The organism is Rhizobium sp. 11_C7_N12_5 (assembly GCF_051811145.1).
Lineage (GTDB): Bacteria > Pseudomonadota > Alphaproteobacteria > Rhizobiales > Rhizobiaceae > Rhizobium > Rhizobium lusitanum.
Genome location: NZ_JBPWPY010000002.1, coordinates 1,759,631 through 1,778,488, shown reverse-complemented (window position 1 = coordinate 1,778,488; position 18,858 = coordinate 1,759,631). Strand labels below are relative to the sequence as shown.

Annotated in this window: 15 protein-coding genes; 5 read left to right on the top strand and 10 right to left on the bottom strand. The window is 60.2% G+C overall.

The features are described 5' to 3' along the window. Positions 1–27: 27 nt before the first annotated feature. The 6 genes from AB8B29_RS27400 to AB8B29_RS27375 form a co-directional block, all read right to left on the bottom strand. Positions 28–1,005: an ABC transporter permease gene (locus AB8B29_RS27400; RefSeq protein ID WP_113102141.1), complete on the bottom strand. Its 978-nt coding sequence runs from the start codon at positions 1,003–1,005 to the stop codon at positions 28–30. Positions 1,006–1,007: 2 nt separating this feature from the next. After that, positions 1,008–2,027 (bottom strand): ABC transporter permease, encoded by a 1,020-nt coding sequence (locus AB8B29_RS27395; RefSeq protein WP_113102142.1) that lies wholly within the window; start codon positions 2,025–2,027, stop codon positions 1,008–1,010. Further along, complete coding sequence (locus tag AB8B29_RS27390; RefSeq protein ID WP_113102143.1) at positions 2,017–3,567, bottom strand: sugar ABC transporter ATP-binding protein; 1,551 nt, start codon at positions 3,565–3,567, stop codon at positions 2,017–2,019. The genes AB8B29_RS27395 and AB8B29_RS27390 overlap by 11 nt, the downstream gene beginning before the upstream one ends. Before the next feature lie 61 nt (positions 3,568–3,628). Then, entirely contained in the window at positions 3,629–4,633 is a 1,005-nt protein-coding gene (locus tag AB8B29_RS27385; RefSeq protein ID WP_047555526.1) for a sugar ABC transporter substrate-binding protein, read from the bottom strand. Positions 4,634–4,748: 115 nt separating this feature from the next. Next, complete coding sequence (locus AB8B29_RS27380) at positions 4,749–5,804, bottom strand: ABC transporter permease (protein WP_113102144.1); 1,056 nt, start codon at positions 5,802–5,804, stop codon at positions 4,749–4,751. After that, positions 5,801–7,285 (bottom strand): sugar ABC transporter ATP-binding protein, encoded by a 1,485-nt coding sequence (locus AB8B29_RS27375; RefSeq protein WP_113102145.1) that lies wholly within the window; start codon positions 7,283–7,285, stop codon positions 5,801–5,803. The genes AB8B29_RS27380 and AB8B29_RS27375 overlap by 4 nt, the downstream gene beginning before the upstream one ends. Before the next feature lie 234 nt (positions 7,286–7,519). Here AB8B29_RS27375 and AB8B29_RS27370 point away from each other — a divergent pair, with 234 nt between their 5' ends. The 4 genes from AB8B29_RS27370 (at position 7,520) to AB8B29_RS27355 (ending at position 13,129) form a co-directional block, all read left to right on the top strand. Beyond that, positions 7,520–8,563, top strand: a complete 1,044-nt coding sequence (locus AB8B29_RS27370) for a substrate-binding domain-containing protein (protein ID WP_113102146.1) — start codon at positions 7,520–7,522, stop codon at positions 8,561–8,563. A gap of 71 nt (positions 8,564–8,634) precedes the next feature. Further along, positions 8,635–9,840: an acyl-CoA dehydrogenase family protein gene (locus AB8B29_RS27365; RefSeq protein WP_037191437.1), complete on the top strand. Its 1,206-nt coding sequence runs from the start codon at positions 8,635–8,637 to the stop codon at positions 9,838–9,840. 369 nt (positions 9,841–10,209) lie between these two features. Beyond that, a complete protein-coding gene (locus tag AB8B29_RS27360) occupies positions 10,210–10,977 on the top strand; it encodes an SDR family NAD(P)-dependent oxidoreductase (RefSeq protein ID WP_037191433.1) in 768 nt (255 codons plus the stop codon). Between the two features lie 181 nt (positions 10,978–11,158). Beyond that, positions 11,159–13,129: an ABC transporter ATP-binding protein/permease gene (locus tag AB8B29_RS27355; RefSeq protein WP_113102147.1), complete on the top strand. Its 1,971-nt coding sequence runs from the start codon at positions 11,159–11,161 to the stop codon at positions 13,127–13,129. Between the two features lie 303 nt (positions 13,130–13,432). Here AB8B29_RS27355 and AB8B29_RS27350 read toward each other — a convergent pair whose 3' ends face one another. Next, positions 13,433–13,831, bottom strand: coding sequence for a DUF1236 domain-containing protein (locus AB8B29_RS27350; protein ID WP_037191426.1), 399 nt, complete (start codon positions 13,829–13,831; stop codon positions 13,433–13,435). 195 nt (positions 13,832–14,026) lie between these two features. Continuing rightward, positions 14,027–15,109, bottom strand: a complete 1,083-nt coding sequence (locus tag AB8B29_RS27345; protein WP_037191424.1) for an extracellular catalytic domain type 1 short-chain-length polyhydroxyalkanoate depolymerase — start codon at positions 15,107–15,109, stop codon at positions 14,027–14,029. A 524-nt stretch (positions 15,110–15,633) separates the two neighbouring features. On the opposite strand from AB8B29_RS27345, the gene AB8B29_RS27340 reads away from it, so the two are divergent. Beyond that, positions 15,634–16,005, top strand: a complete 372-nt coding sequence (locus tag AB8B29_RS27340) for a COG4315 family predicted lipoprotein (RefSeq protein WP_037191418.1) — start codon at positions 15,634–15,636, stop codon at positions 16,003–16,005. A 325-nt stretch (positions 16,006–16,330) separates the two neighbouring features. On the opposite strand, the gene AB8B29_RS27335 is transcribed toward AB8B29_RS27340, so the two are convergent. Both AB8B29_RS27335 and AB8B29_RS27330 read right to left on the bottom strand, forming a co-directional pair. Beyond that, positions 16,331–17,809 (bottom strand): oligosaccharide flippase family protein, encoded by a 1,479-nt coding sequence (locus tag AB8B29_RS27335; protein WP_162734438.1) that lies wholly within the window; start codon positions 17,807–17,809, stop codon positions 16,331–16,333. A gap of 110 nt (positions 17,810–17,919) precedes the next feature. Further along, complete coding sequence (locus AB8B29_RS27330; protein WP_051963237.1) at positions 17,920–18,729, bottom strand: CheR family methyltransferase; 810 nt, start codon at positions 18,727–18,729, stop codon at positions 17,920–17,922. Positions 18,730–18,858 lie beyond the last annotated feature (129 nt).

The window sequence follows — 18,858 nt, the reverse complement described above, 5'->3', positions numbered from 1 at the left end:
TTCCTGCATGATATGGATCGGCGGCATTCAGGCGCCGACGGCTTTCTTGTTGACGAAGCTGAAGGCGAGCACCGCGAAGATCAGGAGACCGGTGCCGACCTGCTGCCAGTAGAAGTTCAGGCCTGTAAGCAGCAGGCCATTGGCGACGATGCTCAAAAGCAGCACGCCGAGCACCGTGCCGGCGACATTCGGCCGGCCGAGCGGCGAAAGGGTCGTGCCGATGAAGGTGGCGCCTATGGCGTTCAGCATGAAGCCGTTGCCGGAGGAGGGGATATAGACGGTCACCGTGGCCGTCAGGATCAGCCCGGCAAAGGCGGCGATAATGCCGGCGAGAATGAAGGTTGCGGCGACATAAGCTCGGAGCCCGATCCCAGAATAGCGCACCGTCCGCGGCTGGATGCCGATCGCCAGAACCACGCGCCCGAAGCGCATCCTGGCAAAGAGCAATGCGGCACCGGCGATGATGACGGCCGCGATCAGCAGCGGCACGGGAATAGTGCCGAGCGTTCCATGGCCGATAAAACGAAATGCTTCGGGCACACCGGATGGCGGCAGATAAACCGGATTGCCGCCATCCGTCAGCAGCTGCTGGATGCTGCGGCCGATGAACAGCGTTCCAAGCGTTGCCAGGAATGGCGATACGCCGATTCCGGAAATCAGCACCGCGTTGAACGCCCCAACCAGTGCCCCGGCGCCAAGGCCGGCCAGAGCAGCCAAAGGCACAGGCACGCCAGCCAGAATGCTGGAAACGAAAGCAAAGCTCGCAAAGTCGACGGATGTCCCCACAGAAAGATCGATGCCACCGGCCGCAACGGCAAAGGTCATGGCGATCGAGACGATGGCGAGCAGCGTGAAATTGTTGACGAGAATGCTCTGCAGATTGCCGGCGCTGAGGAATGTCGGCGCGACCGTCGAGAAGAGCGAGAAGACGGCGATGAGTGCGACGACGAGGCCATATCGGGCAGCACCTGCGAACGGTCGTGCTGAAACAGCGGTAGCGGACATGATCAGATCTCCCGTTTGCGCAGCAGGGTTGTCGCCGAGACGACGATCAGGATCAGCAGCCCCTGAACACCGCTGACCAGCGTGCTCGGCAGGTTCAGAAGCTGGAAGCCGTTGATGAGGAAGCCGACGAACAGGGTTGAGATCAGCGTGCCGCCGATCGTCGGCACGAGCCGGCGCGAGAAGACCGAGCCAAGCAGGGCCGTTACGACGACCGGAAGCAGCATCTCGCCGGAACCGGTCGTGCTGCCGCTGAGATAGGATACCGATAGGATGCCGGCGATCCCGCCGCAAAGTCCGCTGGCGACGAAGGCGCCCGCGATCAGCTTTTTCAACGGCAGGCCGGCCGCGCGCGCGGCTTCGGGAAACTCGCCGACGGCATAGAGCCGCAGGCCGAGCGGCGTATGTTGCACGATGGCCGCGGCAATCACTGTAAAGCCGATCAGGACATAGGCGAGGATCGGTATGCCGAAGCCATCCGAGGCCGAAAGGATTGTCAGAAAATCGGTCGCCGCCGGAAGAACTGTATTCTGGGTCAGAACAAGTTCCAGGCCGGCGACGACATTCATGACAGCCAGTGTTGCCAGCAAGGGCACGATGCCCGCCAGCACGATCGCCAGCGCGTTGACGGCACCGATTGCCAGTCCGGTGGCAAGTGCACCCGCGCCGGCAGTAAGATCATTGAAACCCAGCTGGATGAGCGTTGCATAGACCGCGGCGCTCAGGCCCATATTGGCCGCCAGCGAAAGGTCGATACCGCCGGTGACGACGTTGGAACCGCCAGCGATGAGGACGATCGTCAAGCCGATGGCGAGAACGCCCGAGATGGCCGATTGGCCGAGTACGTTGCCGATATTGCCGACGGTCAGGAAGTAGGGTGCCGTCAGCGCAAAGATCACCAGGATCGATAGGAAGGCGAGCAACGAGCCGAAGCGCAGGGTTGCAGCTGCAAGCTTGCTGCCCGATGGCAGCGACCGCCCGGCCGGAGCCGCGGAGAGGGAGGCAAATTGGACATCAGCCGACATGGCGCAATCCTTCCACGGCGCCGGTCGATGCCGACAGCACTTCATCCGTTGCGGTCTGTGAGGAAACGAGCTCGCGCGTCAGCCGGCCGCGGAACAGCACGAGGATCCTGTCGGTAATGCCCACGAGCTCGGGCAGGTCCGACGACAGCACGATCACGCCGGCGCCGCGTGCGGCAAGCTCGCCGATGAGCGAGTAGATCTCCACCTTGGAGCCGATATCGACACCGACGGTCGGCTCATCCAGCAGATAGATTTCCGACTGGCGGCTTAGCCATTTGGCGATCGCGACCTTCTGCTGGTTGCCGCCCGAGAGCGTGCGCACCAACGCTTCGCGGCCTGCCGTCTTGATCTGCAGGCGCTTGATTAGCTCGTCGGTATCGCTGCCCTCGCGTTTACGGTCGAGAAAGCCGAAGCGCGTGTAGCGGGAAAGGCTCGACAGCGTGATGTTCTCCCGCACGCTGAGATCGAGGCCGACGCCGTGGCCGCGACGATCCTCAGGCACCAGCGCCAGCTGATGGTCGACAGCCTCGACCGGGCTGCGCGGTTTGAGCGCCTTCGTCTCGATATCGATCTCTCCGCTCGTCGCCGCCTGCAGTCCGAAGAGGGTGCGCACCAGATCCTTCGCCCCGGAGCCGAGCAAGCCGGTGATTCCGAGGATCTCGCCGCGGCGCAGGGTCAAACTGACATCGTGGAAGCGATTGGCTGCCGAGAGATGACGAACCTTGAGAATTTCGGCGCCGAATTCCACCTGCCGTTTCGGGAACATCTCTCCGATATCACGCTCGACCATAAGGGTCGCGATCCCGTTGGCCGAGGTCTCGCTCATGGGCAGGGAGGCGACATCGACGCCGTTGCGGAGCACCGTGACATCGTCGCATAAAGCCTCGATCTCGTTAAGATAGTGCGAGATGTAGATGATGGTCACGCCTTCGCTGCGCAAGCGGCGGATCAGGCGGAAGAGAATGTCCGCTTCCTGCCGGACCAGAGCAGCGGTCGGCTCGTCGAAGACGAGAAGTTTCGGTTGGTGCAACAGCGCTCGCGTGAGCTGAACGATCTGCTGCTCGGCTGTCGAGAGCTCGCTGATCAGCGCGTTCTTCGGCAAATCCACGCCGAAATAATTGGCAAGGATCTCCCGGGCGCGACGCTGCATCGCGCTACGGTCGATAAAGGGCGTGCCACCGAGGCGCAGCTCCCTGCCGAGAAACAGCGTCTCGCCCACGGTGAAAGTCGGAACCAGCAGCCGGTCCTGGTGGATAAAGTGAATGCCGAGTTCTTCGCATAGATGCGGCGTCAGCCGATCATAGCCTCGGCCTTCGATTTCGATGCGGCCTTCATCCGGCTTGTGCAGGCCGGCAAGAAGCTTGATCAGTGTCGATTTGCCGGCGCCATTCTGCCCGACCAGCCCATGCACGGTACCGCGGCGTACGGTCAGCGACGCGCCGCCCAGTGCCTGCGCACCGCCGAAGCGCTTCACGACACGGTCAAAGCGGACGACATGGTCCCGGCTGTCGGCCGCAGGCGCTGGCTCAGTTGCTGTCATTGGAAAAGGCCCTCGCATTATGCGGGGCAATGCGGCGAAAGCCGCATCGCCGGTTCATATGTCAGCCGATGCCAAGCTTCTTGACGACGTCGGAGACGTTGCTCTTATTGGCCAGAAGAGCAGGCACGTAGGTTTCGCGCGGCAGGGTCTGCCCTGCCAGCAGCTTGGCGACGTTGCGGATGGCGGTGCGGCCGATTTCTGCCGGTTGCTGCGCCGCATCGGCGCCAGCAGGCGAGTTCGGATCGGCGACCAGCTGCAGCACTTCCGGGCTGCCGTCGACGCCATAGGTGCGGATTTCCGTGCGGCCTGCGGCGGCAAGAGCCTGCGTGGCGCCGAGCTGGGGAATATCCCAGGCGGACCAGATGGCCTTGATAGAACCCTTCTCCGGATACTTGTTGAGGATCGCGGTGATCTGGGCGAAGGCGTCCTGAACCGTGTTGGGAATGACGTCCCGTAGCTCGGGTTGAATGATCTTCACCTTCGGGAAATACTTGACGACATTGACGAGCTGATCATAGCGGATCGCGCAGGGCGTGACGCCATAGAAGCCGTTGAAGGCAATGATATTGCCTTCGCCGCCGATATCGGACACGAGCTGCAGCGCCAGATCCTTGCCGATGCCCCAGTTGTCGGATGTGGTGTTGTTGATCGAATTGGTGGAGCCGACATCGACGGTCAGAACGGGAATACCCGCGTCCCGTGCCTTTTTCAGCCAGGGATCGATGACGCTCAAGGTGCCGAGAATTTGGACGATCGCGTCCGGCCGCTGCGCGATCAGTGTCTGCAATTGCGACACCAGCTTGCCGTCGTTACGACCGGCATCGACGGCGATCGGCGTGCCGCCGAGCTTCTTCACTTCGTCGATCTGGGCATTATAGGCCTGCAGATCGAAATAGTGGTCGGTTCCCGTTGCGCTGATGGCGATACGCTTGCCTTTTAGAGACAACGAATCGTCGGCTGCTGCTGCCTTGCTTGAAATCAGCCCGGCAGTCGCCAGGGCTGCGCCGGCAGCGGTCAGTTTCAAAATGTCCCGGCGCCCAAGGCCGGTCGTTTGCTTATTGTCCATTAAAGAATCCTCTCGAGCAATAGAGCATAAAATAGATAGATTTAGGCGCATTACAGAGGAATGGTTTTCCAAAACACGAGCGGCCGGGGAAATTTCCGTGGGCCGCTTCCGGGGCTCAGCGATCGGAGTTTCTGCCGAGCCCGTAGGTTAGCGCCAGTGCACCTACGAGAACTGCGCCCTTGACGAAATCCTGCGTATAGTAAGGGGCATTCAGCATGGTGAGCCCGTTCAGCAATACGCCGACGAATACCGCTCCGACGATCGTGCCAAGCACGTTCGGGCGGCGCAGATTGAGGACGGCGTAGCCGATCAACGCGGCCGCGACGGAATCCATCAGCAGGGAGCCCCCGGAGGAGACGTCGCCGCGCCCGACGCGGGCGGCAATGACGATGCCGCCGAGGGCTGCGAGCACGCCGGAAATCACATAGGCAAATGTCTTCAGCCGCGTTGTCGAAGCGCCGGCGAGCCGGGTGGCGAGTTCGTTGCCGCCGGTGGCGAAGAGCAGCCGGCCGATGCGGGTCCGCTCGGTCAGTACGAAAAGCACGATGGCGACGACCGCCATCAACACGACGGCGACCGGCAGGATGGAAAAGAGATTGTAGCGGCCGATCAGAAGGAAGGATGGATCAAAGGCGCCCGTCGCCTTCGAGCCGTCCGGCAGCACCATGCCGGTCGAGATCGAGCGTCCGGCCGTCGGGATCAGTTGCAGGCCCGTAAGCAGGAACATCACTGCGAGCGTGGCGAGCAGATCCGGCACGCGCAGGCGCACGATGAGGAAGGCGTTGACGAGGCCGATCACGGCGCCGAAGGTCAGCACCAGAGGCACGGTTGCGAGAGCGTCCAGGTGCCAGACGATCATGGCATAGCTTGCCGCCATGACGCTGGAGGCGGCAATCGCGCCGATGGACAGGTCGAAACCGCCGACGGCAAGGGTGACCGTGACGCCGGCGGCGAGGATCGCAACAACAGACACGGCCTGCAGGATACTCATGAGATTTGCGATCGTGATGAAGGCGGGCTGTGCCGCGGTAAAGCCGACCAGCATGGCCAGGAGCAGGAGGAACACTGCGCCCGCGCGGAGATGGTGGCCGACTACGGCAAGGCGGCCTTTGACGCCGCGGCCGTCCTGTGCGGCCGCAGCCGCAAATCTGTCGTCATCGATCGTTGTCATGCGGAAATGCCCTCAATGGCTGCGGAAATTGTTTTGTTGCCAGCGATGGCGCGCAGCACGTGGTGATCCATCGTGAGAATGCGATCGGCGACCTCGTAGGCTTCCTCCGGGTCGGAGGTGGCAATCAACGTCGCGCGGTCGCTGCGCGCACGGATCGCCTTTATGATGTCTTGCCGCGCACCGACATCGACCCCCTGAAAGGGTTCGTCGAGCAGCAGGAGCGGGCATGGTTCCGCCTCCCAGCGCGCGATGACGGCCTTTTGCTGGTTGCCGCCGGACAAGGTCCAGATAGAGGCTTGCGGACCCGCTGCCTTGATGCCAAGGCGCGAAATCGCCTTTTCCGCCTCGCGCCGCTCACGGCCGCCGAGCAGGAAGCCATGGGGATACCATTTATCGAGATGCGGCAGGCTGATCGTCGCCGCCAGGGAGGAGCCCGGCCAGGCATCCGGCATGAGCGAAGAGCGATGGCGATCCTCTCCTGCCATGGCGACGCCGGCTGCGACTGCCTCGCCAGGCGAGCGAGGCCGATAAGGTCGTCCGTTGAGCAGCATATCGCCCCCGGCCAACCGGGTGGTGCCGAAGATCGCCGCCAGCAACCGGCTTTTTCCGGCCCCGAGTACGCCGGTCACGGCAACCACTTCGCCGGCATGAAGGCTGAGGTCGAAGGCTTCGCTTTGCGGAAGTAGCCGCGTGCCGCGTATTTCAAAGACCGCCGGGCCCGTAGCTTGCCGCACATCGGGGCGCGCGCTATCCAGCCTGCGGCCGATCATCGCTTCGATAGCGGCAGAAAAGTCGATCGGCCGGCAAAAGCTGCCGACCACCCGTCCGCCGCGCATGACCAGCGCGCGATCGGCGATAGCTTCCAGATCCGCCGTCCGATGCGAGATATAGAGGATCGCCAGACCCTGAGCACGCAGCCGCAGGAGGACATCGAAGAGCCTCCGGCTTTCGGTTCCCGAGAGACTGGCTGTGGGTTCGTCGAGGATCAGCAGTTCCGCCTTGTTGGCCAAGGCGCGCGCGATTGCCACGAGCTGGCGGTCGGCTGCCGAGATATCGCCGAAATCACGATCGAGCGGCAGTGAGAAGCCGGCTGCGTCCAGCATTGCCTTGGCCTCGCGCCGAACGCTCTTGCGCGAGACGAAGAAGGGTGTTCCGCGCTCGGCGAACCGGTTGAGCAGCAGAACATCGGCGACGGTCAGTCCGGCAGGACCGATGAGATCCGTCGATTGATGGACGGTGACGACACCCGCCCGAGCCGCTTCAGAAGGGCTTCTGGGCAAGAACGGTTGCCCGTTGAGCCGGATCGTGCCGCCGTCTGCGGCAAACACGCCCGACAGAATCTTGACCAGCGTCGATTTTCCAGCGCCGTTGGCACCCATCAGCGCGACGATCTCTCCGCGCTCGATCGCAAAGCGCGCGGCATCGACGGCGCGTGTCGAGCCGAAGCTATGCGTAATATTGGAGACGTCAAGAAGCGCCATTCAGAGGGATCCGGGTTCCTGTTCGAGCGCTGATAGTGCGCAGCATGGCCACCGGATTTCCAGGCAAGCCCTTGCCCTGAAGGCCTGCCGAGGCGAACAAAGAATCTCAGAAGGTCGCGAAATTCGGATGATTTACTCTACTAAAAACATAGAGATTATATCTAATAATTTCATGCGTCGCAGGGTTGGCATTCCGTCAGACGACGCTTCCGATTGATCACGAGGATCGCGACGATGAAATCCCTTCCACGGCTTGCCCTGTCAGCCGCCATTCCGCTCTTTTTCACGCAAGCAGCAATGGCCGGCGGCGTGAACGGCGCTCCTGCCCCCTTCGACAAGGGCGGCGTCAAGATCGCTCTCATCAGCTACATTTCCGCCGGCGACTTCTTTCAGGCCTATCAGGCCGGCGCCGAAGCCCAGGCCAAGGCGCTCGACATCGATCTGCGCGTCTTCCCGGGACGTCAGGATGCCGCCGAACAGCGTGAGCAGATCCTGCAGGCGATCAACCTCGGTGTCTCGGGCATCGTCATCGATCACGGCCTGCCGGAATCGCTCGGTGACGTCGTGCAACAGGCGCTCGACAAGGGCATCAAGGTCGTCGCCTTCGACGTCAATCTCAACAATCCGAAGATCCCGCAGGTCGAGCAGAGCGACCACGAGCTTGCCGATCTCGCCTTGAAGCAGGTCGTCAAGGATAATGGCAGCAGCTTCAAGGCGGGCTATGTCTATGTCGCAGGCTTTGCGCCGCTCGACCGCCGCAATGAAGTCTGGGAGACGTTCAAGTCACAAAATACTGGTGTGGTCGAAAAGGCCCGCTTCGGCAATGTCAGCGATACGACGGCAACCTCCACGGCCGACCAGGCAAAGGCGGCGTTGACAGCAAATCCCGACATCACTGTCGTCTTCGCCCCCTATGACGAATTTGCCCGTGGCGTGAAGCTTGCGGCCAACGATCTCGGCATCGGGAGCAAGCTGAAGATCTATTCGGCTGACGTTTCCACCGCCGACATTCAGGAGATCATCGAGCCGGGCAGCCCCTGGGTTGCGACCGTCGCGACCAATCCGGCCGTTGTCGGCGCCGTCTCCATTCGCGCCGCCGCCCTGCAGGTCGCCGGTCAGGATGTTCCGCATCAGATCACCGTCAAGCCGACGCTCCTGACCCAGGAGGGACTGCGCACCGCCGGTGTCAAGACGATCGAGGAGCTGGCGCAGAAGGTTCCGGCGTTCAGCACGAGCGACGCGGTGACCGCCACCTGGATCCCGGACAAGCTTTTCTAAGCTGCCTGCCTCGATTTGCCGGCGGGATCACGAGACCCCGCCGGCTCATGTCATAGAATCGGAGTGATATCATGAGCCAGTCCAACGTCGTCTTCGCGAGCAATCGGAATACCACGCGAGAGGATCTCTTTGCCAGGGCCGAGGAAATTGCAGCTGACCTTTCGAAACGCGCCGCCGAGCTGGACCGTGAAGGCCAGCCGCCGCTTGGCGAAATCGTCAAGCTCAAGAATGCGGGATTGCTGAATGCGCTGCATGCGCCGCAGATCGGCGGCGGTGGTCTCGATTGGGTTGATGGCCTGCGTTTGACCCGCATCCTCGCCCGCGGCGAAAGCTCCATCGGCCAGCTTCTCGGCTATCATTTCGTCAACAGCCAATATGTCTACTGGGCCTTCGACGAGGCGCGCGCACAGGAGCTCGGCAGCAAGACGGTGGCTAACAGCCTCTATTGGGGCGCGGCCGTCAATCCGCGCGATCCCGGCCTCGTGCTGACGCGGCGCGGCAACGGCTATGTCCTGAACGGCCGCAAATCCTTCTCCACGGCGGCGCACGTCTCCGACTATATCAACGCCAATGCCGCCCTCGACGACAAGATCGTCGGCTTTGCCGTTCCGACCAATCGCGCGGGTTACAAGGCCAATGACGATTGGGATAATTTCGGCCAGCGCCTTTCCGATAGCGGCAGCGTCGAATTCCATGATTTCCCTGTTTATGAGGAGGATCTGGACAAGGTCGCAACGACCGGCGGTGCCGCTCCCGTCTTGGCTACGTTCAACACGCCGCTCATTCAGCTTGTTTTCGTGAACTTTTATCTCGGGACCGCCGAAGGCGCGTTGCGCGAGGCGGTCGATTATGTCCGCACGACGACGCGGCCTTGGGTGACCTCAGGCGTCGAGCGGGCGGCCGACGATCCTTATATCCTCGAGCGCGTTGGCGAGCTGACCGCCGCCTTGAAGGCGTCTGCGGCCCTAGCCGATAGCGCCGCCGCTGTCGTTCAGGCCAATCTTGCCAAGGGTCATAAGGCGACCGCGCGAGAACGCGGCGAGGCTGCGGCCGAAGCCTATGCGGCGAAGGTCCATGCCACGCATGTTTCTCTTGATGTGACTGCCCGCGTTTTCGAGCTCACCGGCGCGCGTTCGACAGCTGAGAAATATCGCTTCGACCGTTTCTGGCGCAATGTGCGGACCCACACGCTGCACGATCCGGTCTTCTACAAGGCAAGGGAAGTCGGAGAATTCGTTCTCAACGACACGATCCCCGAGGTCAGTCTCTACAGCTGAATACACATGGTTATGGGGTATTTCCCCGTGTGAGCGAAGCGCTGTTTACAGAGAGTTTTACAGTGCTTTGTTTGTTTCTCGCATATCTCTGATGCGGCCTGCTTACGTCGGCAGGCCTCATTCGGCTGGCGAATGGCTTCGCATGTGCCAGACCCGCGATTCCACCGTCGGACGATCTCCGATCCGATTCTCTCATGTCATCCAAATAGAGCCGAATTCGGCAAGTCAGGCCACGCGGCTACAGAGCCGCGAATGTGCTTGCTTTGAATCCGCGGGCTCTGTTGAGGATCAGTCCGATTCCGGATGAGATCGTGATATCGTTGACGTCCGCAACAACGTGACGAAAATCGTGGTAAGTGAGACAAGGACATGACTGACAGGCTAAAAGGCAAGATCGCGATTATTTCCGGAGGGGCGACCGGTATGGGAGGAGCGGCCTCCCGGCTGTTCGCACGGGAAGGCGCAAGGGTCGCAATCATCGACCGGAACGGCGATGCAGCGGCGCAAACCGTCAGCGATATTCGCGCTGCCGGAGGAACCGCCGAGCATTGGATCGCGGATGTCTCCGACGAGACGGCGGTTACAGACGCGGTGAAGGGCGTGGAAGCCCTATTCGGCGCGGTCACCGTGCTGTTCAACCATGCGGGAACGATCGTCATCAAGCCATTCCTGGAAACGACAGTTCAGGAGTGGGATTGGCTTCATGCCGTCAATGTCCGTTCCATGTTTCTAATGACCCGGGCAGTGCTGCCGGGCATGATCGCTGCGGGCGGTGGCTCGATCGTTTGCACATCGTCGATTTCTGCCGTAGCTGCAACGCCGATGGAAGTCCTGTATGACACCACGAAGGGTGCGGTTCATATGTTCGCCCGTGCGGTCGGCGTTGAATTTCGAGACCGAAACATTCGCTGCAATGCCGTATGCCCCGGATTCATCCGAACGCCGCATGGCCTGCGGGAGGTTTCCGAGTTGCAGGCTCTGGGTGTCGACGTGTCGGATGCCGCCATCGCCGCGCAGCAGGGCCGCATCGGCGAACCCGAGGATGTGGCCCAGGCCGCGCTTTATCTCGCCAGCGACGAATCGCGTTTCGTCAACGGCGCCCACTTGTTTGTCGACAACGGCTTCACCGCGATCTAATTGCGGAGAGGCTCCTTTGGCTGTCGAGCAGATCGATGGCTGAAAAATGGTTGGGGTGGCATGCCCTTTTGAGGCCCTGTGCGTTCGAGCGGTGGATGCCTCATTTTTTCGACACGCCTGCGATGCCGTATTCGACAACGGCAGCATGAAACCTTTTGATTTTTAAGCCGTTATCGTGCTTATGACCCACGCTAAATTCAATCCGAAATCGGGCGGCGGCACCAAACCGCGCGGCCTTAAGAAGTCGCGCCAGGAAAAGGCGTCGACTGTCGAGGTCGCGCCGCCGCCAAATGTCATCGAGCCCGATCCAGAGTTGACGCCTGAGGAGGCCGAGCGGGCGCGCAAGAGGTATTTGCTGACGCGTTTCTGGATCAGTGCGCGCGGTTACTGGGGCAGCAGTGGCGACAGCCTCGCTTGGCCGTGCTCAATGGCACTATTGACCCTGATCGGCATCAATGTCGGCTTCCAGTACGGAATCAATATCTGGAATCGCGCGATTTTTGACGCCATAGAACAGCGTAATGCCAGCACCGTATATTTCCTAAGTGCCGTGTTCCTGCCACTCGTGCTCGGAAGCGTAGTCCTTGTCGCTGTCCAAGTCTCCCTTCGTATGGCGATCCAGCGCCGCTGGCGCTCCTGGCTCACTACCGCGGTGATCGCGCGCTGGCTCGCAAACGGCCGGTACTATCAACTGAATCTCATCGGCGGCGACCACAAGAACCCCGAAGCGCGCATCACGGAGGATTTGCGGATTGCCACTGAATCACCTGTTGATTTCACCGCTGGTGTCATTTCCGCATTTCTGTCTGCCTCGACCTTCATTGTGGTGCTCTGGACGATCGGCGGGGCCTTGAATCTGACGATCGGGGGTTCGAGCGTCACTGTTCCCGGCTTCCTCGTCATCACTGCGGTACTCTACGCCGCGATCACGTCCAGCTCGATGGCGGTTATCGGCCGCCATTTCGTCCACATCTCAGAGGTCAAAAATCAGGCGGAAGCCGAATTTCGCTACACGCTGACGCACGTGCGGGAAAACGGCGAGAGTATCGCATTGCTCGGCGGTGAAGAGGAGGAGCGTAACGACGTCGACAAGACGTTCGCCAATGTGCTCAGGCAATGGGCGCTTCTTGCACGCCAGCATATGCGCACGTCGCTTGTGTCGCAGGGGTCGAGCCTGTTTGCGCCAGTCGTACCGATTTTACTTTGCGCTCCAAAGTTTCTCGAAGGCAGCATGACTCTTGGACAGATAATGCAGGCTGCCTCCGCCTTCGCCATCGTTCAGAGCGCGTTCGGGTGGCTGGTCGACAACTATCCCCGGCTTGCCGATTGGAACGCCTGTGCCCGGCGCGTTGCTTCGCTGATGATGTCGCTCGACGGGCTCGAGCGCGCGGAACAGAGCAACGCCCTGGGACGCATCAAGCGCGGTGAAACTGAAGGCGATGCGATGCTCAGCCTGAACGATCTGTCGGTGTCGCTTGACGACGGCACCGCTGTGGTCAAGGAAACCCAGGTCGTGATCGAGCCAGGCGAGCGGGTGCTCGTGGCCGGAGAATCCGGTTCAGGCAAGAGCACGCTGGTGCGGGCCATCGCAGGTCTTTGGCCGTGGGGCAACGGCAGCGTCAATTTCCACGCCGACAGACGATTGTTCATGTTACCGCAACGGCCTTATATCCCTTCCGGGACGCTTCGCCGTGCAGTCGCCTATCCGCGTGCCGCCGATGACTGGACGCTGGATACGATCAAGGCAGCCCTCGATAGGGTGGGGCTCGATTATTTGAACGATAAGATCGAGGAGGATGCGCCATGGGACCAGACGCTGTCGGGTGGCGAAAAGCAGCGGCTCGCGTTTGCGCGTCTCTTGCTGCACGATCCCGATATCATCGTGCTGGATGAAGCAACGTCAGCGCTCGACGAGAAGAGCCAGGACAAGATGATGGAGACGGTGATCCGTGAATTGCCGAAGGTCACCATCATAAGCGTAGCGCATCGAGCCGAGCTGGAAGCCTTCCATAGCCGCAAGATCACATTGGAGCGGCGCGAAGGCGGTGCAAAGCTTGTCAGTGATATTGATCTTGTCCACCGCAAGAGAAAGCGGAATTTGCTTTTGCGTCTTTTGGAGAACCGGCCCTCCGTGGAGCGGGACCGCGAGTGAAGCGGCGGCGTCCCAGAATGGAAATTGAAGTCTGCCTGGTCGGCGTTCCCGGAGGCGCCTGGGCAAGCCTGCACTGTGGAGAGGGCTGTCGTATTGCGCCACCAAGTGGCTCAAAAAACTTCTTGGGCCCGCTATCATGAGGCGAGCCATTCTATCCAGAGGAATTGAGCTTCCGCTCGAGCGCGGATCAGAACTCGAAAATGCGTATGCCTGAGTTCGCAAACGCCATACGCACGAAGAACGCGCCATGGGCTGCTCGCCTCCCGGTGGGAAGGGCCTTCGGAAAAGGCCCTTCCGGCAGCATTATTCCAGGATTTTCACAACCTTACGGGTCTTCGGCTGGACGATAACCCGCTCGTGGTTAACGTAGGCGTAGGCGTAGGTTGGATTATCGGGGACCGGTGTGACAACAACGGTGTCAGGGAGAGGCCGGCCGACAACTATCCTATCTTGCACGACGGTCTCACGGGAAGGCATCGGCTGCTCTTCCACATAGGTGACGACCTTCTGGGGCGGAGGGTCGATGGCCGTTCCGACGATAGCTCCGGTCACGCCGCCGACTGCCGCGCCCACAGGGCCGCCAACAACTGCTCCGGTAACCGCGCCACCCGCAGCCCCGGTAACTGTCGAGGATTGTGCGAAGGCTGAACCAGCAAGAAGGCCAAAGGCGGCCGCTGCTGAAACGATGACTTTCGTATTCATAGCATTTTCCTTTCCTTTTCCTTTCCTTTTGGGCTCGTACGAGCTTAAAGGGGAATGCCCGTCGCACCAGAATGTTCCTTCTCAGAAGCTGCTTGGCGTCATCACGAGTTGCGCCGTGGCGACAAAATCCGTGAAGGGTGATGCGCACGAAATAGGCTCAAGGTCTTGTCCCGATTGCCATATTCATCAGATCATTCAGCGCATGAGGCCGGCGGAACGAAGGGCATTTTCGATGACACCCCGGATACCGTCGGCGGACGCAGGTATTGGTCGTTCCGGCAGCGCGTCGTTTTGATGGGGCTCGGGATAGCTTCGTTTGCCAAAGGACGGCGTCAGGCCCCAGGATCGGGCGATATGCGCGGTTGAAGAGACGCCGACATCAAGCATGAACGGACCAGTAACGCCGAGACCGCTCTTGGTGTCGATCGGCGTTCCGTGACCCATGCCGTCGATTCTATGGAGCTCGATCGAGACGAAGCCGTCCTCCATTTCCCATCCGGTGATGCGATGGTTGGCTTCCGAAACCGAGGATGTGGGCGAAGAGGAAGACACGCCGTGAATGCTTCGCCATTGCTCGACGAGTCCACGGGCGTTCGCCTCGGCGACAATGTGGTCCCGGGTGCCCTGCCAGACAGAGACAATGGGCCACGGCCCTCGATGTGGTGATGCCTCGGTGATCTTGGCGGAAAGGATTGACGCGGATGGAAGGCCGTTACCGCGCATCCGCTCAAAGGCTTCCGGAACGGTAGAGGCGACGTTGTAGGGCAGGCCCGCGATGATTGCGCCGCCCGCGAATACTTCCGGATAGGTCGCGAGCATGACGTTGGCCATCGCGCCGCCGGCTGAAAGTCCGGTGATGAAAACCCGCTTGCGATCTATCTGCTGCTCACGGCATGCCATTTCAATCATCTGAACGATCGACATGGCCTCCCCTTCGCTGCGGCGCGTATCGCCCGGCTCGAACCAGTTGAAACAGAGATTGATATTGTTCTCCCGGCGCTGCTCCGGATAAAGAAGAATGAAGCCATGTTCGTCGGCAAGGCGGGACCACCCAGAACCATGATCGTAGATTTCAGCTGTTTGGGTACAACCGTGCAATACAACGACGAGGGCCGGGGGCTGCTCCGGCGAAGAAGGAACATATATCTTTGCGGCCAGTGCCCCAGGGTTTGAACCGAAGGCTCCGAGATCTCCGAGCCGAGACGTCGCAGCACTATTGCCGAAGTGTCCAGCTCGCTGCTCTGCGAGGCGTTTGATCGTATCGGAAAGGGATGTCATTGCATGCTCCAACTATCAAAGCCGGAATGGCAGTGACAAAAGCAAACGCGCACTGCTCCATTTTGTTGCACTGCACAAAACGATTTACAGGATGAAACAGGGTAGGGGCGAGCTTTCCGGGAATACCCGGCAGTTTTGAAGCCGCCGACACTTGCGACAAACCGTTGCGATGGCCAGGGAAGGGGAGCTTGGAAACATTGATCACCAATTCCGTGACGATCGCTCCGAGGCCGGCAATAGCGGCGGGTGGGTGGTCATGGTTTGATGTCCTCAGGGGCCGCAGGCTTGCGATGCGAAAGCCTTCCCCGGTATGGACGTCGTCTCGCTCAAGGCAGGAAAGAGAATCCGTTATTCGGGCTCCTTATGAACCGGGTTTTTCACGCAATGTCATTGCGATAGGAAGGCAATTGCCGTTGTGCGGTTTGCCAGCCGCTCAATGGAACCACGTTGGCGGCCGAACGTTTCTCTATGGCTATATCGGGCACTGCTGACATTTCGTCAGGAACCCCGAATGGGAGGAAAATATGAAAACGCTGCTGATCGCGATCGGCCTTTTAGCCGCAACAACTTTGCCGGCTCTGGCAGCCGAACCTGTCAAGATGGTCGACACCAAAATGGGCAAGGTCATGGCTACGGAAAAGGGCATGACCCTCTACACATTCGACAAGGATACCAAAGGTAAATCAAACTGCGACAAGGATTGCCTCAAGAAGTGGCCAGCCTTCCATGCTGCCGACAAAGCCAAGGCAGAGGGTGAGTGGTCGCTGGTCAAGGATGCCGACGGCAAGCAAATGTGGGCCTATGGCGGCAAGCCGCTTTATACCTTTACTGGAGATAAAAAGTCAGGCGACATGAACGGCGACGGCGTTGCCAACCTCTGGCACGTGGCTAAATAGCCGGATAGGCATGGAGTTGCAGAGGGCGGCCCTCGGATCGCCCTCTATTTCGTGCTGCAAATTCCCGTACAATGTCTTCGAGGTCCGAAACCTGAACGCAAAGCCCTGCCTTGCGGTTGATGTCGATATGGGGTCCGGCAAGAGAACACGACCCATTAGCGCGATACGAATGTCGAGGAAATCCGGATACTTCATCGTCCTGGCGCCCAGGAAAAGGCGTCGCGGGCGCGCTGGCGACAGAGTTGTGGAATCCGCCCGCGAATTCTTGCCGACGGAAAATGAATACCCGTCAAGCTCCGCGGAACGCGAATCGCCCCGGTTCATTCTATTCTAAGGTTAGCCAGCGCAGGCGCCTGCTTAGACCTACCAATGCCATCAGCGCGGTAGCGTAGGTCAGAGCGCCGGTAGTGATCTGAAGAAAAAGACGGACCCGCCAGGACATGTCTCCCGACAGATTGTAGACCACCATCACGGTCGCGATCATCATTATGCTCGCAGGCAGGATCAGCAGGATAACTCCTTTCGAAATCTCCACCCAATCCACCTTCGCAATCTTCGACTGCAGTCCGATGCAGGTCGCCAGCGCGAAAGCGGCCGTGAAGCATTGAACGATCGCCAACTCTCTTAGCCCAAACCGTGCAAACACAACGACGGCCGCAAGCGATACAGCAACGTTCAACACCGTAACGGGGAGCCGGTACCGGATTCGATCGATGACGGATAGCGACGCCTCGTTGATGTAGCCAGGTGAAAGCAGCAATTGGCGCACACAAAGAAAGGGTATTATGGAGGCTGCAGGCATCCATGCATCGCCAAGCAGAAGACGTACGACAGGTTCGCATACCTGCGCAAGACCGAGGTACATGGGCGCTGCAATGGCAAACAGAATGAGAAGGAATCTCACGCCGGCGTGGCCGATCGAGCGCGCCGATGCGCCAGGCTGCCCGTGCGCGCGCCGGAAAACCACCCAACTCAACGACCGCGCCGGCTCGCCCATCAATTCCGACACGACTGAGACGACACGCTCTGCCGCACGGTAGAATCCCGCATCCGCTACCCCTAGAAAACTCCCCACGACCAGGGTACCCGAATATGATCCGAGAAAGACGACCAGACGATTTCCGACGATCTGGCGCGAGAATGTTACGACTTCGACAAACACAGGTGCCGTAAGCCGTAGACGCGGTAGCCGCATCGTAACGATCACGGATCCTGTCAGCAAAACAAACTGGCAAACTATTTTGGCCGCCGCCAGAGCCGATGCATGCGCATCAAGGTAGAGCAACGCCACTGCCGTGAGCAGGCCTACGACCTCTCCAACGACTCTGACGAGTGCACGCTGATGCAGACGACCGGAAGCGACCAACACGCCGTCGAAAGTGGCGGTTAGCGCCGCGGGCAACATCCAGCAACTTAGAAGAGCGAGAAGCCAACTTTGCGCGACGTTGGCTGCAAGGGCGTAGAAAACCGCGGTACCGATGAGGCCGACGATCGTAAATATCCCGCCGCTGCAAAGCGAGATAGTGGCGACTTGATCGAAGCAATCGCCGCTATCTCGCGATTTCATCATGAATTCCGCCCAGCCACCCTCCGCTATCACCACCAGCAGCATGGCAATAGCCGAAACGAAAGCGAAAAGCCCGAATTCGGCGGGGCTCAGCATGCGTGCCGCAAGGAAGAACATCGCGATTTGCGAAACCTGTGAAACGATCTTCGCTACGACGATCCAAACGCCACCGGACACGATCGCCTGTATAAACTGACGTCTTGTGCGTCCGTCCCAATGCGGTGCTTCGCTGTCCATGCGGGGTTCAGCGTCCTTGGTCGGTGAAAACATGTGAGCGTTCCAGATTGATAGATCACCGGTCGCCTCGCCTCGATTGACGATCTCGGCGGCCGGCGCAAATTCGCGAGTTAGTGGTCGTCACGGCGAAAGATGACCGAATATCGCCGAGCCCAATCAGCCTCGCTGCGATCGATCGGCTCACGGCCCCAGCGAAGCCACGGCCAGCCGGTTTTTAATCCCTCCGCTTCCCATATCTCTTCCTGGTTCATCAGCACGGGCCGAAACCCGAATTCCGTCAACACTCTCGTTTTAACGTCGAGATCGATCCCGTCGACGACCAGATATCCGTCGCGGGCGACAAGCCTTACCATGTTCCGTAGGCATCGTTCGGCCAAGTGGTCGTCCATCGGCCCCATGAAATTGTTTGCCAGCAGGAAATCCTGCGGCTCGAAAAGCTCCGGAAGCTTATCGTCAGTCGCATCGGCGGTCCGCCAGGTAACGCCTTCCCTCACCCAGTCCCTTACCCGCAACGATCCATCCGCAAGAGGCTCCAGGAGTTTGACGAGTGATGGCACATCAGCGCCGGCGACTTCCGCCCTGCCTGCAGCGTAAAGACCTCCCTCGGCAGCCGGAACATCGGGAAAGTAGACGCCTCGCCGTGCGGCCTCCACCACCGCATCCGATATGTCTGCGCCCTGCGCGGTGACATGCAAATCGCTCCGGAGGCTTTTGATCGTGTAGAGAACGGAATAGAGTTCGGCCCCGGTACTGCACCCAATAGACGCGATCTTTAGGTGGCTGCTACGCGGATAGTGGGACGCGAGTGTTGCGATAGTCGACAACAGCGGCGGGTTGCGCATGAACTGGGTATAGTGCGACTGAAACTTCCCGGTGTGACGGGTGAATTGGCGGTAGATGTATCGTCCGGCACGGAACATGGCCGGCGTTCGCCGGACTGGGTGCGGAAGTGTCTCCCAAAGAGCGCGACACAGGCGAAAGGGAGCCTGACGAAGGGAATTAAATCCAGTGATGGCGAGCGGCATTATATACTCCTTCTAACGTAGCGC

Bases quoted from the DNA above. Each gene is read 5' to 3' on its own strand.
- AB8B29_RS27400 (WP_113102141.1), bottom strand. From the start codon at position 1,005: ATGTCCGCTACCGCTGTTTCAGCACGACCGTTCGCAGGTGCTGCCCGA.
- AB8B29_RS27355 (WP_113102147.1), top strand. From the start codon at position 11,159: ATGACCCACGCTAAATTCAATCCGAAATCGGGCGGCGGCACCAAACCG.
- AB8B29_RS27350 (WP_037191426.1), bottom strand. From the start codon at position 13,831: ATGAATACGAAAGTCATCGTTTCAGCAGCGGCCGCCTTTGGCCTTCTT.
- AB8B29_RS27340 (WP_037191418.1), top strand. From the start codon at position 15,634: ATGAAAACGCTGCTGATCGCGATCGGCCTTTTAGCCGCAACAACTTTG.
- AB8B29_RS27365 (WP_037191437.1), top strand. From the start codon at position 8,635: ATGAGCCAGTCCAACGTCGTCTTCGCGAGCAATCGGAATACCACGCGA.
- AB8B29_RS27395 (WP_113102142.1), bottom strand. From the start codon at position 2,027: ATGTCGGCTGATGTCCAATTTGCCTCCCTCTCCGCGGCTCCGGCCGGG.
- AB8B29_RS27375 (WP_113102145.1), bottom strand. From the start codon at position 7,285: ATGGCGCTTCTTGACGTCTCCAATATTACGCATAGCTTCGGCTCGACA.
- AB8B29_RS27390 (WP_113102143.1), bottom strand. From the start codon at position 3,567: ATGACAGCAACTGAGCCAGCGCCTGCGGCCGACAGCCGGGACCATGTC.
- AB8B29_RS27360 (WP_037191433.1), top strand. From the start codon at position 10,210: ATGACTGACAGGCTAAAAGGCAAGATCGCGATTATTTCCGGAGGGGCG.
- AB8B29_RS27330 (WP_051963237.1), bottom strand. From the start codon at position 18,729: ATGTTCCGTGCCGGACGATACATCTACCGCCAATTCACCCGTCACACC.
- AB8B29_RS27380 (WP_113102144.1), bottom strand. From the start codon at position 5,804: ATGACAACGATCGATGACGACAGATTTGCGGCTGCGGCCGCACAGGAC.
- AB8B29_RS27370 (WP_113102146.1), top strand. From the start codon at position 7,520: ATGAAATCCCTTCCACGGCTTGCCCTGTCAGCCGCCATTCCGCTCTTT.
- AB8B29_RS27385 (WP_047555526.1), bottom strand. From the start codon at position 4,633: ATGGACAATAAGCAAACGACCGGCCTTGGGCGCCGGGACATTTTGAAA.
- AB8B29_RS27345 (WP_037191424.1), bottom strand. From the start codon at position 15,109: ATGACATCCCTTTCCGATACGATCAAACGCCTCGCAGAGCAGCGAGCT.
- AB8B29_RS27335 (WP_162734438.1), bottom strand. From the start codon at position 17,809: ATGGACAGCGAAGCACCGCATTGGGACGGACGCACAAGACGTCAGTTT.